This is a genomic window from Methanosarcina sp. Kolksee (assembly GCF_000969945.1).
GTDB lineage: Archaea > Halobacteriota > Methanosarcinia > Methanosarcinales > Methanosarcinaceae > Methanosarcina > Methanosarcina vacuolata.
Window position 1 is genome coordinate 181,700 of sequence record NZ_CP009524.1, and the last position, 19,361, is coordinate 201,060.

17 protein-coding genes are annotated in these 19,361 nt (G+C 40.7%); 8 read left to right on the top strand and 9 right to left on the bottom strand.

Annotated elements, in window-relative coordinates; translation table 11 throughout:
- Positions 1-3: 3 nt before the first annotated feature.
- Positions 4-255, bottom strand: coding sequence for a hypothetical protein (locus MSKOL_RS00940; RefSeq protein WP_048153277.1), 252 nt, complete (start codon positions 253-255; stop codon positions 4-6).
- A gap of 290 nt (positions 256-545) precedes the next feature.
- On the opposite strand from MSKOL_RS00940, the gene MSKOL_RS00945 reads away from it, so the two are divergent.
- Together MSKOL_RS00945 and MSKOL_RS00950 are read left to right on the top strand one after the other, a co-directional pair.
- Positions 546-1,208 (top strand): DUF166 domain-containing protein, encoded by a 663-nt coding sequence (locus MSKOL_RS00945; protein ID WP_048116870.1) that lies wholly within the window; start codon positions 546-548, stop codon positions 1,206-1,208.
- 80 nt (positions 1,209-1,288) lie between these two features.
- Positions 1,289-1,714, top strand: a complete 426-nt coding sequence (locus MSKOL_RS00950; protein WP_082091000.1) for a DUF2111 domain-containing protein — start codon at positions 1,289-1,291, stop codon at positions 1,712-1,714.
- A gap of 199 nt (positions 1,715-1,913) precedes the next feature.
- On the opposite strand, the gene MSKOL_RS00955 is transcribed toward MSKOL_RS00950, so the two are convergent.
- Positions 1,914-2,744: a F420-dependent methylenetetrahydromethanopterin dehydrogenase gene (locus tag MSKOL_RS00955; protein WP_048116874.1), complete on the bottom strand. Its 831-nt coding sequence runs from the start codon at positions 2,742-2,744 to the stop codon at positions 1,914-1,916.
- Between the two features lie 415 nt (positions 2,745-3,159).
- On the opposite strand from MSKOL_RS00955, the gene serB reads away from it, so the two are divergent.
- Positions 3,160-3,852 carry a phosphoserine phosphatase SerB gene (gene serB / locus MSKOL_RS00960; RefSeq protein ID WP_197078798.1) on the top strand — a complete coding sequence of 231 codons (693 nt, stop codon included), beginning with the start codon at positions 3,160-3,162 and terminating at the stop codon, positions 3,850-3,852.
- A 49-nt stretch (positions 3,853-3,901) separates the two neighbouring features.
- A complete protein-coding gene (locus tag MSKOL_RS00965; protein WP_048153279.1) occupies positions 3,902-4,759 on the top strand; it encodes a coiled-coil protein in 858 nt (285 codons plus the stop codon).
- A 710-nt stretch (positions 4,760-5,469) separates the two neighbouring features.
- On the opposite strand, the gene MSKOL_RS00970 is transcribed toward MSKOL_RS00965, so the two are convergent.
- The 6 genes from MSKOL_RS00970 to MSKOL_RS00995 all read right to left on the bottom strand — a co-directional run bounded on the left by MSKOL_RS00970 (position 5,470) and on the right by MSKOL_RS00995 (position 12,844).
- Positions 5,470-6,048: a GNAT family N-acetyltransferase gene (locus tag MSKOL_RS00970; protein WP_048153280.1), complete on the bottom strand. Its 579-nt coding sequence runs from the start codon at positions 6,046-6,048 to the stop codon at positions 5,470-5,472.
- A gap of 923 nt (positions 6,049-6,971) precedes the next feature.
- Positions 6,972-8,111: a radical SAM protein gene (locus MSKOL_RS00975; RefSeq protein WP_048153281.1), complete on the bottom strand. Its 1,140-nt coding sequence runs from the start codon at positions 8,109-8,111 to the stop codon at positions 6,972-6,974.
- Between the two features lie 70 nt (positions 8,112-8,181).
- Positions 8,182-9,339, bottom strand: coding sequence for an NAD(P)/FAD-dependent oxidoreductase (locus MSKOL_RS00980; RefSeq protein WP_048153282.1), 1,158 nt, complete (start codon positions 9,337-9,339; stop codon positions 8,182-8,184).
- Positions 9,340-9,354: 15 nt separating this feature from the next.
- Positions 9,355-10,296: a UbiA prenyltransferase family protein gene (locus tag MSKOL_RS00985; protein WP_048116895.1), complete on the bottom strand. Its 942-nt coding sequence runs from the start codon at positions 10,294-10,296 to the stop codon at positions 9,355-9,357.
- Between the two features lie 288 nt (positions 10,297-10,584).
- Positions 10,585-12,057, bottom strand: coding sequence for a tRNA guanosine(15) transglycosylase TgtA (tgtA, locus tag MSKOL_RS00990; RefSeq protein ID WP_048153283.1), 1,473 nt, complete (start codon positions 12,055-12,057; stop codon positions 10,585-10,587).
- Positions 12,058-12,256: 199 nt separating this feature from the next.
- Positions 12,257-12,844, bottom strand: coding sequence for a pyruvate kinase alpha/beta domain-containing protein (locus MSKOL_RS00995; RefSeq protein WP_048116901.1), 588 nt, complete (start codon positions 12,842-12,844; stop codon positions 12,257-12,259).
- A gap of 487 nt (positions 12,845-13,331) precedes the next feature.
- Here MSKOL_RS00995 and MSKOL_RS01000 point away from each other — a divergent pair, with 487 nt between their 5' ends.
- Both MSKOL_RS01000 and MSKOL_RS01005 read left to right on the top strand, forming a co-directional pair.
- Positions 13,332-14,078, top strand: coding sequence for a proteasome assembly chaperone family protein (locus MSKOL_RS01000; protein ID WP_048153284.1), 747 nt, complete (start codon positions 13,332-13,334; stop codon positions 14,076-14,078).
- Between the two features lie 4 nt (positions 14,079-14,082).
- Complete coding sequence (locus MSKOL_RS01005; RefSeq protein ID WP_048153285.1) at positions 14,083-14,472, top strand: DUF473 domain-containing protein; 390 nt, start codon at positions 14,083-14,085, stop codon at positions 14,470-14,472.
- Positions 14,473-14,811: 339 nt separating this feature from the next.
- Here MSKOL_RS01005 and thsA read toward each other — a convergent pair whose 3' ends face one another.
- The gene (gene thsA / locus MSKOL_RS01010) at positions 14,812-16,446 is read right to left on the bottom strand and encodes a thermosome subunit alpha (RefSeq protein WP_048116909.1); all 1,635 of its coding nucleotides are present in this window, start codon (positions 16,444-16,446) and stop codon (positions 14,812-14,814) included.
- A gap of 660 nt (positions 16,447-17,106) precedes the next feature.
- Here thsA and MSKOL_RS01015 point away from each other — a divergent pair.
- The gene (locus MSKOL_RS01015; RefSeq protein ID WP_082091001.1) at positions 17,107-17,445 is read left to right on the top strand and encodes a hypothetical protein; all 339 of its coding nucleotides are present in this window, start codon (positions 17,107-17,109) and stop codon (positions 17,443-17,445) included.
- Positions 17,446-17,976: 531 nt separating this feature from the next.
- Positions 17,977-18,549 carry a DUF2795 domain-containing protein gene (locus MSKOL_RS01020; RefSeq protein WP_231592333.1) on the top strand — a complete coding sequence of 191 codons (573 nt, stop codon included), beginning with the start codon at positions 17,977-17,979 and terminating at the stop codon, positions 18,547-18,549.
- Positions 18,550-19,361: the final 812 nt, after the last annotated feature.

A 19,361-nucleotide genomic window follows, 5' to 3' on the forward strand; every position in this document is an offset into this window, starting at 1 on the left:
ATTTCATCCTATATTAATAAGTTCTCTATTTAAGCTCCTCAAAATTTTTATGTACTCGCAGGAATTCGTGATTCTAAATGAACAGTATGCTGGATCACACTCTTCTAAATACTCTTTAAGACATAACTTCACATATAGTTCATTTTTTAATTCTTCTATAGATTTAGAGTTCGTATTCAGTTGATCTAACTCAGTTCTTAGATGTTCAATTAATCTTTTGTTATTTTTCTCTTTTTCTTGTCCTTCCTTTATCATCACTGATCAGTCCATATATTTTTTGATAATTCTCTCCCTTTCGAATTTTCATTTCCATTGTAATTTATACTTTCTCTTCTCTTTTAAATACATAATTTCTGGTTTTATAGAAAATTTATATAGATCACTTTCAATAGGTTGAGACAACTAAAAGTAATGTATCAGGCCGTTCCGTTAGCCTTAATGGATTTTTTATTTTAGGACTCCAAAGCTAATTTCGTGTATACAGTGCGTTCATTGAAACAAAATAAGCATCTATTTATGTAATATTAAAAATAGCTTAGAATAATATGACTGTAATAGGAGTAATTACGCGGGGCAAGTACGGGCACCGCTTGATTGAGACTGTCAGGGAGCATAGTGATTTTTCAATCGTAACTGCGGACCTGCCTGAATTTGTGCCTGTATTTATTGAAGAGCCTGATGAATATCTGGAAGCCCTTAACTTCGATAGGCGTGTATTCTCTGCCGAAATTATAATTACTTACTCTCTGCATCCGGATCTGACATCTGCAATTGCAAAACTTGCGGCAGAAGCCGGTGTGCGCTCTCTTATAGTTCCGGGTGGACCATCCAGGGCTTCAGTTCCTGAACTCAAAAAGATCTCCGAAGTTTCAGGTATGGATGTCGAGGTAGATGAGATCTGCTGTAGTCTTGAGCCCAACGATTTCAATAGACCGTTTGCGGAACTCTTTGGGTCTCCTATCTTGAAGGTAAAAACAAAAGATGGAAAAATTGCCGATGTCGAGGTAATAAAAGGTGCTCCATGTGGGAGTACCTGGTATATGGCAAAGGAAATAGTCGGAACGGAGGTAAAAGATGCACCTCCAAAAGCCGGGCTGTTGATCCAGCATTACCCCTGTCGGGCGACACGTGGCGAGGTCGGTGGAATCCATGAGTCAGGGGAACTGCATAAACAGGCGTTTATAAAAGCCCTTGTAAATGAGGAGTGATTATATATTCTTTGAAAAAATATATTATAAATATGACCGGAAAGTCGGATCCAGCTTTTCATTTCTGAGAAGCCTTTAATTTGTGTCTTTCCCGGTCTCAAGTAATTTACAGGGGTGAAAAGATTACTACCCTAACTATCTCAGAAGATTCAGGGCCTGAAGACCTCGAGTCACTAGCAGTTGCGATACACTCGGTCATTGGACTTCCTACAACCATTCGCAGTCTCAAGCGAAAAGGACTTCGCCTGGAAAAGGGTCAAATCCTTGACAGAGACTACACAGGGCCTGTGCTCGAAGAAGTATTGAAAACAAACAAAGTTGTCCACGAAGTCCCTACAGAAGGCGTGTACAGGGGAAAACATGTAGTTGTTGCTCCCATTCACTCGAAAGACGGAGAAGTTATTGCAGCTCTTGGAGTTGTGGACATACTGGCTACTATAGATCTTCACTCTGTTTTTCAGGAATATACATCGGTACTGGAAGAAGTTGAAGATGCTAAGAAATAGAACTCGTAAAATATAGCCTGAAGTTTGTATCATAAATTGAAAAATTACTGACATTTAAATAATAAATTGAAATACTACCAAGTACTTGCACAACAATTTAAAAAAGTAGTTATTGGAGGACCGTCTTCCTCTTATTTATCAAGGGAATTATTCGCTCCTCCCTTTAAGCTTCCGATTTAAGCCTTAAGGTTTTCCGGGCTTACTCTGGCTTCTGGTATAATTTTACTTTCTTCAGCAGAGTACCGTTCTTTGCATGGGGTTGCCTTAGTACGGTATCATTGGATTTTTCAATCTCTCTTGCCTGTATTGCAAGCTGAGCGGCGGCTCCCATAATTTCGTGTCCAGCTGCTGCTGTCAGGCATACCTGATCGATTTCTTTTAACATGAAACATGCAGGGAAGTTAACCTGTGCCACTTTTTCAGCCATGTGAAGGGCGGCAAGAGCTTTTGCTTTTGCATAAGGGTTTTCGAAGCCTGCATACTCAACACATTTTTCAGGTTTTGCAAAAATGTGTGGAAGCTCCAGTTCCTTTCCTGATTTTCCGGAAGCAACCTGGTCAGTTACTTTATCCAGTTCTTCCTGGACGAGTCTAACGACACCACAAACGGATAACACTTTCATTGCATCGGAATTGAAGGATGCCATCTCTACAGGGTCAAGAAACTCTCTTTTGGCTCCGATAAGAGGGTCTACTGGGAGGATCATATATCCGAAACCTTCCTTTTCAAGAGCCTCTCTGGCTTCTTTCTTTGTTGGGCCATCTGAGACCACAATGCAGGGAACGTCTTTCCATATTTCACGAGCTGCTTTGGGGCCCGGAGCTGCTGCATTCGGGCTGATAATTATCACAAAATCTGCATCCCACTGCTTGAAACTTTCAGAAGCTGCAGCTTCGGCAGGGCTCATTTTGGCACCTGTGCCAAATACACGTACCGTAATTCCCTCTCTTGCTGCAATTTCATCCTGGAGCAGATTGATAACCTGGCTCATTCCCAGGTTGCCCATTTTTATAAAACCTATGTTGACCATTTTTCTCAAAATCCTGTGTTAACCAATTTCTTCAATAATGGAATTCCTAATGGGTTTATAATCCTTTTGGCGAATTATGTCCTTATCAACTTTCTTTTATAAAAACATATGCAATATATAACTATTATTCAATATCTTTCTCTGCCCCTCCGAAAAGCTTAAAAAGGATGTGATTTATTTCACTCAAAAACGTTGACATCAATGTGTTGTTTTGTGGTCTTGTTTCACAGAACCCGTATTATAATTTGAAAACTTTATCCATTGGTGGGCTTTTAATGTCAGGGCAAATTTATTATATTAAATTGCGGGGGTACCCCTGAAGAAGGTACACCAGGCAGCATGCCCTTTTTCGGGAAATTATCCCGCTATATCTAATAGTTATTCAGGTCCAGGTTTTGATTGAGTGAACTGTCCTATGCATAATTTTACTGGAAACAAATTGATTGTTTTTGATATGGATAGCACCCTTATAGACGCTGAGACTATCGATGAGCTCGCCAGGGCTGCAGGTGTTGTAAGCAAAGTAGAGGAGATTACGAAGAAAGCGATGTATGGAGACTTCGATTTTGAGCAAGCGCTTATTGAAAGGGTTAGGCTTCTAAAGGGACTTCCTCTCGAAGCTGCCTTTGATGCAGTAAACAAGATCGATCTAATGCCTGGAGCGGCAGAACTTATCCTCTATGTCAAAAGTAGAGGCTATAAAACTGCAATGATTTCCGGTGGGTTTACCATCTCTGCCGATACGATAGGCAAAGCGCTTGGTATTGATTTCATTGTTTCCAACGAACTGCTTGTGGAAAACGGCTGCCTTACAGGCAAAGTTGTCGGCCCAATAACACAGAGCGACTCCAAAGCAAAGGTGTTCGAAGAACTCACCCGACTAAATGGGGTTCGGCCAGAGCAATGTGTAGTTGTCGGGGACGGCGCAAACGACGCCTGTGTCTTTGAGAGAGCAGGTTTTGCCATAGCTTTCAATCCCAAGCCCATCCTGAGGGAATATGCGGACGTGGTCATAACAAAAAAAGACCTTAGAGCCGTTATCCCTGTTCTTGAATCTCTTTCTTATCAATGTTGTAATCAGGCACAGCATGTCGACATCGAACAATAGAGCTACTAAAATGCCAGCTTTTTTGCTGGATCGGGAGGCACAATAAGAGATGCTAAAGGAATTGCAGAAAAAAAGATCAGATTTGAAAGACATTTCTGAAGAATCCAAGGAAAAAAGGAATACTTTAAACGCAGAGGCTAGTGCACTCGCTGCAAAGCGTAACGACCTGAACAAGAAGACGAAAGACCTTATCAATGAAGCCCAGGAATTAAAAGTCCTCAGAGACGAAATTAATGAGAAGGTCAGCGAATACAAGAATAAGCGTGATGACACCAATGCTAAGGCAAACGAGCTCTTTGCAAAGGCTGACTCCATCAGAAAACAGAGCAATCTTGGTGGTCCTTCGATCAAAGCTCTGAGAAAAGACATCGATCGCCTCGAATTCGCCCAGCAGACTGAAGTCCTTAGCACAACCAAGGAAAGGGAACTCGTTGGGAAGATCACTCAGCTTCAAAAGCAGTATCAGGTCAAAAAAGTTCAGCTAGAGGGCAACTCCGAACTGAAGACTCTTCTGGACGAAGCCCAGAAAATCCGAGATGAAGCCTCAGAATTCCATACCGAGCTGGCTGAATATGCCAGGCAGGCCCAGGAATATCATGAGAAGATGATTGCAGCTTTCAAAGAGGCTGACAGAACCCGGGCAGAGTCTGACGTTGCCCATAGGGAATTTGTAAAAGCCCAGGAAGCAGCTGACGAGCAGCACAAGGCTTTCATCAATGCCCAGAAAGAAATCCGGGACCTTGACAAAGAAATCTTCAAGCTTAAGAAGAAAGACAAAGAAGGGAAATCCCGCGTTGTTAAGTCCGAACTTCAGAAGGATGCTAAATCTATCTTCGAAAAGTTCAAGGGTGGAGCAAAACTCACCACCGAAGACCTTATGACTCTTCAGAGGTCTGGTTTAGTCTGATTTGTCTCACAAAACAAAAATTTAGCTGAAAGGCTTCAATTTCCATTGCAGGTTGAAACATACCTGCAACTTCATTTTTCAGATTCATTTCGATTCATTCTGTACTATTACTGATTCTACTCTATCCTATTTGCCGTTCTATATTCCAGTTCTGTATCTTATATAGTACTGCGATTCTAAAGTAGGTTCATAAAACTTAACTTTTTAATAGATCCGAAGATCACGGATTTTTCTAGGAAAATAAGGAATCGATTTTGGAATCGAAGCACTATTATTAAATACTCCACGCAGTTTGAGATTTGTTAGCTACCGATATTTGTTTCAAAAACAGAACAAAAAGGAGCAGAACTGAAAATTAATTTACATTTCGACCCCCCTCTCAAAAATAAGGTGATTTTTGCAACAACTGAACAAACTTATTGAATTAGATGTGGGCACATTCTCAACAAAATCAATGATTTTGGCTCGAATCCCACAACGTTCAAAAAAATCAAGTTTAAATTTATAAAAACAAATGAAAATTTAGGTGTCTATATAGGCACATAGGGAGAGTTAAACTATTTATATAGAATCAAGGGTAAAATTAGTAATAAACTGCGTGAATAAAAAAAATTAAGTTGTGTTTTTTTGGAGGGAGTCGAAATGTAAACTAATAGGGTTGTGTTGCAAAAATTATCACCCATATTATTAAAAGAATCTGCATATTTCTTTTACTTTTCAATTTTCTTTCGAGTTTTCATTTTCATCACTTTTTCAAATCTAAAAAATTCGTATTCTTCTAATGGTCTCGAATTGTTTTGATGCTCGTTTACACGAGGCTGATGTGGATCAGGGTTAAACTTATTATAAAACTCTACAATGTTAAATCCGCATTTATTCACATAAAAATGAATGTTACGTTTTTCAAAATAAGGTGTAAAGAGCTCCCATACTTTTGTTTCTGGATACTGCACCTCAATTGCCTGCCACGCTGCCGAACCAATTCCACGATTATGCGTTTTTGACGAAATATAGAGTAAATCAACCCAATTGCGATGTGTTTTGTTGTCAATTTTTAATACTACGCCTCCCACCTTTTTACCGTTCAGTAAAATGTGGTAAATGACTGCTTCAGGCGCATGAAAAGACTGCTGGATATCTTCATCTGATGGAATAGGACCAGCTTCTGCATCACCTAAATTTTCTATTAGCGCATTTATGAAAGCTTCCTGTAATTCCTTTTGAAATAATGCTAAATCCTCTTCATTTGCAAGTACAAGTTGGACTTTATCTTCTAACTGTTTATTCATCTCTTTTATCCTTCCTACCAATTTAGGACTTACTCGGTTGAATCATTTATGTAAATAATATTAAAATATTTCATTCAATAGATACTGTGTAGTCTATGGGGTATGGGGAAAATTTTCAGCATCAAGCGACATTTATCTAGAGGGTAAACCTCGTCAACTACACAGAACCGGTTGCAGCATGGTGTACCACCAAGTGATAGTAAACCAGTAGAAGTGATTATAAGCTCCTTTTACAGGAGTTAAACCTTTTTTGGTTCCGTTGCAAAAAACTAATTTTTCAGGATTTTGATATACGAACTTTTTGACATACAAAGTTCGGATTTTTAAAGAAAATCACTTATTTTTCGGTCAATTTTTATGAAATTCACCCTAAAATGACTCAGTACCAAAATCTAGTGATGAATGTAAAATTCAAAATCACTAGATTTTGTAAATGGTTATCATCCGTGTAATAAAACTTAGTTATTCAAGTCTTTAGATAGCGAATGTCGATTTTGATAAAAACTGGATTCTTCTTGCTAATTCAGGTTTTTTATCAAAAATGCAAAAATCACTGGATTTTGGAACAGAGTCCCTAAAATACGAACTTTATCATATTTAGTTCGTATGAGCTTTTCATGAATAATGGACTTGTAACCTTTGATGGAACGAAGGTTCTCACAGCAGCAGATACGATCGATTTGTTAATTTCATTCCAATGAAGTTCAGGCCTATTTTTGAAGTTAATATAATTACAGGTCTTTGGTACGTGGAGGCAGTATCCAGAATTTACTGAAAATTCAAAGTCAAATTTTTGTATATTGAGCATAATTTAGTACTCTTGTTATTGGATTTTCAAACAAGAAACTTATTAAAATTTCTAATTTTATAGGTAAATTGGAACACTGCCCCAAATTACCTTAAAACCTTCACTTGTTCTTGGTTTACTCTGAAAGCTTCAGGTACTTCTCCCTGAACTCGGGATTCCTCATAAGGCAGCACTTTGCATTATATGCAGGGTCTTTCCTGATCTTTTTCCAGACATCCTTTATCCTGTCCCTATGGACGTTCCCATAGGGGATTGGGATACAGGCACAGGGCAGAATATTCCCTTCCGGGGTAATATGGAGCCATTTCCGGCCTGCCATACAGCCTGTGGTCTTCATAACCTGCGGGATAGGGAAGATTCTGGGACCTTCTTTCTCTCTAGCTCCGGATACGAAATTCTCAAATTTTCTCAGGTCCTTTGGAGTCATGATTTCAGAGGCGTGGTCCATCCACCTGCCCGTGGGGACTATTTCGTAGAAGGAGAGTTCATGGACTCCAAGCTCGGATGCAAGAACATACAGTTCTTCAAGCTCATTCACATTGTCCCTGGAAAGTACTACATATATATTTACAAGTAGTCCTGCCTTAAGGCCGTTTTTGACGGCTTCTACCGCACTATTAAAAACTCCTTTCCTGCCTCTTACATAATCGTGTTTATCTTCATACGGGCTGTCAAAACTGACGGTAAGAGAATAAAGGCCTGCCTCTTTCAGTCTTCTGGCTCGCTCTTCGGTCAGCCCCACCCCTGAGGTAAACATGCCTGTAATGGCTTTTTCAGGGTCTACATATCTGATCAGGTCTTCAAGTCCAGGATAGGTTAGAGGTTCCCCTCCGTCAAAAATAACAAAAGTTGTGCCCATTTCAAGCACCTGGTCGATCGTAGATTTTACAATATCAGGGGCAAGCTTTTTCCTATTTTTCGTGTCAGGCAAGGCACAGTGAATACAGTTGTTAGGGCATTCTTCGGTGATAGAAATAGTTACCTGGTCCGGAATCATTTTTCCCAGAATAAAAGAAAGCTGGCTTTTTACCAGGCGATCAAAGCCCTTACTTGGCACCGGGGGCATCCAGGTTGAACAGATGAGCCTGTCGGCTTCGACCTTTGCAGGCTTTTCGCCTTCAAAAATTGAGAGGTTTTTCTCAAGAGTTTTTCTCATAAGGATGGACGCAGCCCCGCTGGTTTTCATCCTCATGTGTCCGTCTTCGATCTCGGCATAAACTCTAAAAAGAGGGCTTTTATAGAAATCGTATTGCATATTGTTCCTGCACCTGACATTTGATAATGTCCATATCGGTTCGTTCTCTTTTGCTCTTTTAAATTTCAGTTTATTTATTCCTGAGGAGTGCCCTGAACTTTAAGATCGCAGAGGGTTTTTTCTTTAGCATGAACGCAAAAACCTGCATAGCCTGCTCAACTGAACTTCCATGAATAAACGAGAGGTCCTCTTTTTCGAAGACCGTAGTCATCTCATCAATTTCCCTGTCCGTCATTTTTCTAAGAGTCTCAAGCCCTATTCGGCCCAGGTAGTGTTCGGCCAGAAACTCTTTTTCCCATTTCTTCCGGTAAGCCAACAGGGCAGATTTTGAGACATCTCCTTTGCTTATGGCATCTGCAGCGACATCTCCACATATCTGGCCTGCCCTCATTGCATAGCCTATTCCCGACTGACCTGCTGCCCCGCCAACGACCATTATCCCGTCGGTTATGTAGTCACCTGGAATGGTCACAATAGGGTCTCCTCCTGACAGTTTTCTTACAACTTCAAGCTCGTCGAGCCCTTTAAGCTTTTTGAAATTTTCAACCCAGGCATTAAGGTAAGGCGTTGCATCAGTTCCGCACCGGCGCACATAGGCTCCGATTGCGGCATTATCTCCTCCTCTTGGAGAGTATGTAGTTTTCCAGCCTGGAGCATGATTCCCTACATAATACTCAAACATCTCTGGTTTCCCAAGTCCGGGACTTTTAATATCCAGTTCAATTCCCCAGGCAATATCTTCAGGATGTTTCATTGTTTTCAGGCCCACAAGGGAAGCCATTTTTGAATTTATGCCGTCGGAGATAATAACCAGTTTTGAGGTAAATACTCCAGCAGAAGTGTTGACAGTAAATTTATCTCCTTCCTTCTGAATATTCTGTACTTTCACTCCTGTTCGAATATCTACGCCGGTTTTCATTATTTTCTTTGCATAAAACCTGTCGAAAGCCGTTTTATCAATAGCGTATCCAGTAGTTTCAACTTCGACTGCCCTTCCTGACGGGGAAATAATCTTCATGCCTTTGAGATAATGCAGGACATAAGAAGGGTCTACCTTTTCTCCACATTTATCGAGCATCCCCTTAAAAAAAGAGTTTGCAGGATGGGGAGGATGCCCTATTTCTTCTTTTTTTTCCAGCATAAGGACCGCCGCCCCTTTCTCACAGGCGTTCCTTGCAGCCATCAGTCCTGCAGGAGATGCCCCTATTACGATAATATCCGCGTCCATTTTTTTCTACCTGTTTTACCAGAGAATGGAGGTGTAGCCCCCTGCATAAATGCACAGCACTACGTCAAAAATCATTGATCCAAACATAATCGCTCTGTAATTTGAACCATTAAGGAAGAGCCTGCCACCTCTCTCCGGGGTAGGATGTTTGATAAAATCGAGACACTGAGTAAGCATCCAGAGTCCTGAAGTAAGGGCTCCTGCAAAGTATACAGGTCCAAGACGAGCCGACCAGCCTATGATTAGTGAAGCGATGACTCCTACAATCCACCAGAAAGTAACGAATCTGGCAGTAAAGGGGATTCCAAAGGTTACGGGCATCGTTGGAGCACCTTTCATTCTGTCTCCTTCCACATCTCTGGAAACTCCTCCGAGGGTAAAAGCCCAGTCCGTAACGCAAATCATTAGCCCGAAACAAATAGCTGGTAAAGGAAGGATTACCCCATCGCTGCCTTTCAGGATTCCTGCAGGGTCAAAGGCAAGCCAGATACCCACAGGTACGAGTCCGTAAGAAATACCTACTGGCAAAAAACTGAGGAAAGTATTCCTTTTTGCAAAAATTGAATATATTGTGATAACTGAAGCCGCAATAATAAGGGTTACGAGAGACTCAGGGTTCAGGTAAGTGGCTGCTGCTCCCGCAATTACTAATAAAAAGATGGTATAAGCAAGCGCAGAACTTTTTGACACTCTCGAAGAGGGTAAGGGACGGCCAGGCAGGTTGATCGTGTCAATGTCTATATCACAGCAGTCATTGAAAACGTATGAGCTTGTAATGGCTGCAAAGCCACCTATTACCGCGATAATGAAGGGAATAAGCTCAGGAAGTCCTCCGGTCGCCAGGTAGGAAGCAAGGATTGCGCTTGAGGCAGGCAGGGTAAGGTCCATGTAGTAGAGTTCGGGTCTCAACAGCCGCAGATAAGGACTAAGCTCACCGATTCTTGCTGTAAGGGACAATAGTTTCACCTATACTTTTCTGGTTTGTACGAAAGTTTTTGTATAGAGCTTTGTATTTCAGCTCTTTTCCTGTTTAGAGGATTCTTTGCAGGTAATTCTATAAAGGTTTGCACCTCAAAAAAGTTTTCTTTTTATCTCTTTTGAGGCACATTTTGATTGCCAGTAGATTTAAGGATTTCAAGGGATCAGGAACTAAAAGTATCCGGTACTCTTAATCGGCTACCCAAAATTTATTTTTTTCCAATTTTTCCTGTATATTTATTCTTTTTTCCAATTTTTCCTGTATATTTATTCTTTTTTCCAATCTTTCCTGTATACCAGTTTTGCCCTTTTTGTTATTTCTTCAATTAGAGGGTGCTTGAACTCCTCCTCGCAAATAAAAGTAAACTCGGCTTCAGGGTTCAGGTCCATCAGTTTAAGAGTGTTTGAAAGAGCTGTATCGAGTGATTCGTAATCCGGAAATTTTGGAACTTCAGCATTGAAAGGATACACTTCTTCCATTTCGGTAGGAAACGCTCCAAAAGGTGCTTTGAAAGTAAGAATCTGGTCGTAATCTTTCTCTCCTTTTATTGGCCCTGTCCTAATAATTACCGAGCCTTGCAGGCTGAACCTATCCAGCCGTTTTCCAAAACGCATGACTTCGGGGCGGGAGGAGGACTCAGGTCCGCAGTAGAAGAAGGTGCCTTTTGTAGCCGGATCAAGCTGTTCAAGCCAGGAAGAGTGAGTGTAAAGCTTCTTCAGTCCATCCAGAAGTTTTGGATGGGCACGACAGCGCTGCTCCACAAGTTCGAGCAATTTCCCATCTTTTATGCACTGCTTAATCAGCCGGATTTCAGCAAAGGTCGCGTAAAGGTTGTGCCTTCCAAGAAGCTCTTCCCTGTTGTCGGCTTTTTTCAATTCTTCTGCCGTGTACTTTGAACAGACCGGACAGGAACAGGGCAGATAGTTCAGCTTTTCAACGTGGTAAGTTCCATTCACAGTAATATAGCGCCCGTCCTTGGCGTAAAGAGCATAGGCTGCCGAATCAAAAAGGTCACAGCCCATGGCTACTGCAAGAGCAAACATCATCGGATGGCCTGCCCCAAAAAGGTGGACAGGGGAAGCTGGAGAGAGCCCTTTTTTAGACGCAGCAATCACATCAACGAGTTCCGCATAACGGTAGGCTTCCATGAGCGGGACAACTGCTCCAAGTGGGTAAACTTCAAAATTAAGGTCTTTCAGGTGGGAAGCAGCTTTTTCCCTCAATTCAGGATATGTTGAACCCTGAACTGGCCCTGCAAGAAGCTGCTCGCCCTGGATAAACTTGCGTGCCGCTTCAAGGCGTTCAGCTGTGATTGCAAGTTCTTCTTCAGCCCGTCGGTAGTGGACATCAGGGGGCGTAGGGATATCCAGTGGAACAATAATGTCGCTTCCTATCTTTTGCTGGAACCCGAGAATTTCCTCATTCGTAACTTCGACGGACCCATATACAGAAAGCTGGAAAGAACCCGAATCCGTCATAATGGGACCATCAAAACCCAGAAGTCCATGCAGCCCTTTTTCCAGGGCGACACTTTTCAGTTCTTCCTTGCGGTAAATAATGTAAGAATTAGTAATCAGAATCTCTGCCCCGAAGTTTCGCATTTCTTTCGGGGGAATAAGCTGAATATTTGGATTAATCACAGGCATAACGGTAGGCGTTTCAATAGTCCCATGGGGAGTCCTGAGCCTTCCTATCCTTCCGCCTGCATCCTTGTCGAGTATTTCAAATATTGCTGACATGCCGGCGTTATAGATGTCTCTCAGATATATTTATCTTTGGGGAATAGCGAGAAGCCAGGGTAATTCTAGTAAATCACCTGAGCTTCCTCATCGATCTCAAATGAAGAGCTGAATCACCTGTATCAAGGATTTATGTTTCCCCTGTTTTTTCTTGTTTTTTCCTTGTTTTTTCTTTTCTTTTTCTTTTCTTTTTCTCATCTTAATCTTCTTTAGCTCGCGGCATGGCAATAATCTCACGAACCTGAAGAGAGAAGAAATCTCCGCTGTGGGCTGGCCTGAGTACTAGGGCTACGTCTGCACCATGCCTTGTGCCTCCTATCGCTATGATCTCTGTGTTGTCGGAAACCGGGATATGGCCTGAGTCGGCTGCCATAACTGCGACCTCAATGGCTACCTTGAAGCCTTTTCCGAAGAGAGATCTGAGGGTGTCCGAAACGACTTCTACTCTGGAAAATCCCCCGAATTTTTTTGTGATTGAGCGCTCGACTCCTGAGAATATATGTGATTGAGTTGTTATTACCGCCCCAAGGTCTTCAAGTTTCTTTTTGTATTCCTCTTCTACTTCCCATTCGCCTTTCTTATTCTGCCCGTACTGGTGGCTTATTCCAATAACTTTTATGCCGCTGCCCTTTACAGCCTCTGCCATTTTTAGTGCGGTTTTTCCGCTGGTGCTTGCCACCACAATATGGGATATTTGAAGTTCTGCCGCTCTTGTCGCTGCTGCTGTAATAACGGCGTCTGTATTTGACTCTCCTACACTGTCAAAATAGAGAATAGATTTTTCCATGATTTTTCTCTTCCTGTGTTCGAATTTTTCTTTCGATTAGCTCTTTTACTGTATCCGGATGTTTCTTTCGATTAGCTCTCTTCCTGTGTCCGGATGTTTTTTATATGAACTGTTTTCCCATATTCGGATGTTTCTTTCCATGAACTCTTTTACTGTTTTCTTTTACTGTTTTTCTTGTGTATTATGTTTTTTTCGTTTGCGTTTTTTATCGAATCAGGTTTCTGTTAAGTTTTAAAGTTGAAAGTGAAGATTTGAATTTATTATCTTTCTTTATCAGAGTTATTTTTCTCTATCAGGAGAAAAGATATATATTAAAAAGATTCTCTTTTTATCAAAAAGAGAGTTCGGTGGTCAGAGCCTCGGGTTCATTGTATATTTCTTATTATATGCGTTCAGGGGTTAACGTAGATCGGACTGCTGAGAATCTTGTTTATCTAGGATTAGCTCAGATATAATCATAGGGGTTGTATTTCTCTGAGGTGGTTACTTGTCAAATACAGATTATGACAACAACGACGTGAAGATTATTACCAAACCTGTGCAGTCAAAAAATCCTGTTTTGATTGAAGGTTTTCCCGGAATCGGACTTGTGGGGAATATTGCAAGTCAACATATGATAGAAGAATTGAAAATGGAATACATTGGCTCTATTGAATCAAGGTATTTCCCCTCGATTGCAGTACTTTACGAGGGGCTTATAAATATGCCTGTGAGGATTTATGAAAGCGTGGAACATAACCTGATTGTTGTAATTTCCGATATCCCAATCAGTCACACTGTCTCCTACGATGTTAGTAATGCTCTGGTGGACTGGGCTGAGTCTATTAACGTAAGAGAAATTGCTTCCATTGCAGGAATTGCCATAATGGACGGAGGGCATAAAGTCTTTGGGGCAGCCACCACCCCGGAGATGCTGGACAAAATTAAGGAAAAAGTAGAAGTTTTCCAGATGGGAACTATCTCCGGGATTTCAGGTAGTGTAATGGCTGAATGTCTGCTGCGTGGAATTCCTGCATTTAGCCTGCTTGGTGCTACCAGGACCCAGAACCCTGACCCAAGAGCTGCTTCTGCTGTTGTCGAAGTTTTAAACGAGCTATATGGGCTTTCAATAAGTACAGTTCGGCTTATAGAGCAAGCTGAACGCATAGAGGTCGAACTCCAGAGGCTTGCTGAAGATGTTCAGACTTCAGAGCAGAAAGGAGAAGTAAAGAAGGAGTTCCCAATGTACGGGTGATCCCATGGAGTACATCGCGTTAACAGGAATTGCTGATTCTCTTATCGAGGTCTTGAAGAAACACAATCTCAGGACTCTTGAGATTCGGAGTCCTCAAAACTTCGTAGGAGTACTCGGGCTCAATGCAGGAGATAGCGTTCTCCTGACCTCCACCAGCCTTCCGGATCTCACGAATGGGACTCAGGGTCTCATAGCAAAGGTTGTACAGAAGCAGATCTCGGTTCATTCCATTGTCAGTTCGAACGATTTCTACATTGAAGAACGAGAAGCTATGTCAGCCCGTATCCAGCTTCAGTGCAGGTGTATGGCAAGGGTAAGAAATGTTATTTCAAGCGAGCTTGGGAAACCAGTCCTGGTAGACGCCAGGGAAATTTCTTGCTATGAAGCCAGATAACAATTTTCGGCTCTTCGTTGTTTTGTGTGGCTATCCTCATAATGTCCCCATAAAAACCAATGCGGCCTTGAATTGAAAATCATCTTATCCATAGGGAATGGCGAAGAACCCAATTCACCTTTCACTTTAGCAATTCAGTATCATTCAGTATATAAACTCAAAAACGTCTTTTTTGAATTTTTTAGATTTTTTTGGTTTTGGAAACCCTGAAGTTATGATTTGTTTCCTAAATGATTTAAAAAAGATTTGAAAACTCTTCTAAATAACTGTCCTGAAATTAAAAAAGAAAGTTTCAGGAATGCTGAAAATTTTCGGCACTCCTGGATTTATACTTCAAATTTACATCATATCTTCAGGCATTCCGCCGCCTGGCATTGCTCCCGGACCACCCATTTTGGCTGGACTGGACGAGGCAATTACATCATCGATTCTGAGAATCATAATTGCGGCTTCGGTGGCTGCATTGATTGCCTGGGTCTTGATCCTGAGAGGTTCGACAACGTTATTTTCGAACATGTCCTCGATCTTGCCGGTGTAAACATTGAGTCCGGCACGCTTGTTTCCTTTCTCGTGCTGGGAGCGCATTTCTACAAGCATATCGATTGGGTCAAGTCCTGCATTTTCTGCAAGGGTACTGGGAATAATCTCGAGAGACTCGGCGAATTTCATTACAGCAAGCTGCTCCCTGCCTTTAAGGGTTGCTGCGTATTCCTTGAGCCTGAGGGACAGTTCTATTTCTGGAGAGCCGCCACCCACAACGATCTTCTGGTCTTCGAGAGCAACGCCCACTACTCTGAGAGCGTCTTCGAGTGCTCTTTCAATTCCTTCCACGACATGCTCGGTTCCGCCGCGCAGAAGAATTGAGGTAGCTTTGCTGTCCTTGCAACCTGTAACGAATGTCATCCTTGAGCCTGTAACGTCTTTTTCCTCTACAAGCCCTGCATAGCCAAGGTCAGATTCCTCAATTTCGTCAAGGCTGGTGATAATTTTTGCGTCAGTTGCACGGGAAAGTTTATCCATGTCGCTCTTCTTCACCCTGCGCATGCCAAAGATCCCTGCTTTTGTCAGGTAATACTGAGCAAGGTCATCGATTCCTTTCTGGCAGAAGACAACGTTTGCGCCTGTCCTGATTACCTTGTCCACAATTTCCTTGAGCATTGCTTCTTCCTGGTCTAAGAAGAGCTGCATCTGGTCAGGAGTGGTGATCTTTATTTCGGCTTTAGTCTCGGTTTTCTTGAGCTCAATTGGTACGCTTAAGAGCAGGACTTTTGCGTTCTCCACTACTTCTGGCATGGCTGGGTGGACACGTTCTTTGTCGACAATTACACCCTCAACAATCTCAGAGTCCTTGATGCTTCCGCCGGGTCTCTTCTCGACTTTGATGTCCTCGATGTCCACAGTGATTTTTCCATCTTCGCTTTTCTCAGCAACCGACTTAACGGCCTCGACTGCAAGCCTGGAAAGATGTTCCTTGTTAGCCTCTGCACCCTTTCCTGTTATGGCTGTGGATGCGAGTTTTTCTAGAGTTTCGGTATCTTCAGGAGATGCACTGATAGTGATTGTCTCTAATATCTTTGTAGCCTGATCTGATGCAAGCCTGTAGCCACTTGCAATGACTGTTGGGTGGACTCCGCTTTCCAGCAGGTCTTCTGCTTTTGTCAAGAATTCCCCTGCAAGTACGGCTGCGGTGGTGGTCCCATCTCCGACTTCTGCATCCTGGGTCTTGGCTACTTCTACGATCATCTTTGCACCTGGGTGCTCGATGTCCATTTCTTTGAGGATTGTTGCTCCGTCATTGGTGATAACAACATCACCCATGGAGTCTACAAGCATCTTGTCCATACCCTTGGGTCCAAGAGTGGTTCTTACTGCTTCAGCAACTGCCTTTGCGGCCATAATATTGTTGTGCTGGGCGTCGGAACCATGAGTTCTCTTGCTGCCTTCTCTTAAAATAAAGATCGGTTGTGCTGCCAAGCTTTAATCTCCTTTTAATGATATGAATTTCTATGAATTTTTATTAGTTGTATTCCTGAGCACGTTACCTTTGTGCGTATTTCCTATTCTTAATGCAAGCACTTCTATATAAGAATTTCTCCGGAGCGTAATATCTCAATTTAAAAAAAGGGTCTCCTGAATCTCTTAATACCTTTTTCGGTTCTTCTTCCAGGTGTATTAAGAGTCTATCCGAAAAGTCAATAATGGCTGTTGTAATAGTTATAATAGTTTATAATATCGTGTATCCTTTCCGATCATGCGTATTGCCAATTGTTAAGGTTTTGGAGGTCAAGCACTCTTCGAATAGTATCTAAGCCTCATGTTTTTAATAAAGAACAATTATTTATAAGCTAAGATATATTATTATTTTATTATATTAATCTATTATATTGCACATTCCAATTTTTGATACTTTTGTACGATTTCAATTCACAAAAGTATAATTATAATAATCTATTAGCAATTATAATAATCTATTAGCAAAATGGCTACTATCCAGTGATTGTTGTCCCAATTTGACAGGGGGTCGGAATATCAGTTATATTCTTTTATACTCAGTTTTTATGTTAATCAGTTTTATATTCTTAAATCAGTATGTTCAGTTGAATCAAATGAACAATTTCGTGCAGGGGGTATGGAATGAATCTAAAATTGATAGTTTCTCTACTGTTGATGTGTTTAGTTTTTTCTCTTGGATCTGCTCAAGCACAGATGTGGAGGAATAGTTGTGAGCCTGTGAAGGTATCTGGTATTACACCTGATACGTTTGAGTGCATGAAGAAAAAGCTTCAAGACTACGGCATTGACGTTCCACCGGGAAACAAAGGAGAACTTTCGGGAAAAGGGATTATTGGAAGTTTTGAATGGGATGGAAAATCTGATCTTACTCTCATAATTACGAAAAAACCTTTTTTTATTAGCTGTAGAACAGCAGATCGGGAAATAACAAAATTCATAGATGAATGCAAAATTTTGTGAGAAATAGCTTGATTTAAATGTGTGGGCGAGAAGAAACTGGTGTCATGAAAATTTAATTGTGAAACATTAAAGGGCATAGGTACTCATAGCAAACCTATATTATCAAGTTCCTTGAGTAAAGAAATTCTGCGTTTATTCAGGTGGTTCATAACTTAATTTTCACGACACTAGATACTTTTTATTAGTTTTTGATTTTTGATCTTTCTAATTAGTGCCATCATTTTTCCTATTGATTATGAATTCTTTCTGATGGAATATTGGGTATCAATCAGAGAAACAAGGGTATGTAAAATTTCAACTTATTGTTATATTTAGTAAGACTGTTCTGTTTAGTAAGACTGTTCTGTTTTTATATGTACATCTAAAAAGTAGGAGATTTTTTGGAAATATACTATTTGTTGAGTAAATATATGATAACGTTGACTGAATAACCTCAACATTTAATTTATATCGGTTTCTTATTTATATTTCTCTAGATATTATATTAGATAAATACAATCTCCTTGTTGATACAATTTGAAATCACCTTCATTGGCGCGTAAAAGAATTATAAATCAAACAGATGTATATGTAAAATTGTATCAAATTTATCAAAATGTTGAAAGTGGACAAACTCCACAAATTCCACAGAAAACAGACCGATATACGTCTACAGAAAAATACGTCCACAGAAAACAAACCAATATACGGGGGAAAAATCAAATGCAGGAAAGTGCTACTGAAGTACATAATGCGATTCAGAAAGCTTTACAAGCTTTTCAAGATATGAAATATCCTGTTACGAAATGGCAACTTATTGATAAAGCTAAAAGTCTTAATGCCCGTAACGAAGTAATACAAGCTATTGAAAACATTCCAGACAAGGAATACCACAGCTCTTCGGATGTTCTCCAGGAATTCAAAGGTATTCAGAATGTTATGCAAGCTTTTAGAGATGTAAAGTTCCCTGCAACAAGGAATCAACTCGTAGAGGAAGCTAAAAAACTTAATGCTCGTAGTGAAGTGATAAACATTCTCGAGTCTTGTTCAGACCGGGAATACACAAACTTTTCCGATGTCATCAAGGAATGTAAAGGTAAAGGTGAATTGGCAAAGCCGCGGTAAATACAATACCTTAATTTATGGATGAGCTCATCAAGGTGGTTCAATCCAGATTGAGATGTCTATGAGTTCATCCAAAACTAATTTTATTTCCAAATCCTGGCTGGTCTGGGAATAAGAAGTGCTTGTGAAAATAGTCTGGCTTACATAAAAGAACAATCTGCCGGTAGTTTCCACAAAGTAAAATCTTATAAAATTGATTGAAGGGATTCTGAGATTCTCCCTTCGTGTTTTTCTTCACAGATTTTGTGCAAAGAATCCTCAATGCTTTTTTTATACTTAATCGTGTTGTGAAGTCAGCAGGGGAATGAGCTCGGGAAGCGTGAATTTAAGGGAAAATTCGGTTTACAAAATTCGGTTTACAAAAATCCGATCACATCTGCAAGTTCCTGAAAACGATAAGTACTGAAATGCATGTATATTTTTTCCTTATGGTTGGCAACGTGCCTGTTTTTCAGATTTTCTCAATAACTCACGGACACGACCAATATTCTTAGGCGCCATATCCACAGGCCTTACTGAACTTTTGAACGCCGCCAGTTACAAGCCTATCCAAAAAAATATTTATCTGGCCCATATCAAAATCAAGTTTGTTTTTAAATCAAAAAAAATTCAGAAATATTTTTATTATCAGAATCTTTTTGTTTCTCTATGATACGAGATGAATAGAAGCGATTTTAAGTTTTTAGATCAGCTCTATTTATATTCGGTTAAGATACAATCTATAAGAAATATGTTATTTTTATTTCCACTTCTGTAAACCTATAAATGTAAATCGAGATGCATAAAAATGTAAATCGAGATGCATAAAAATG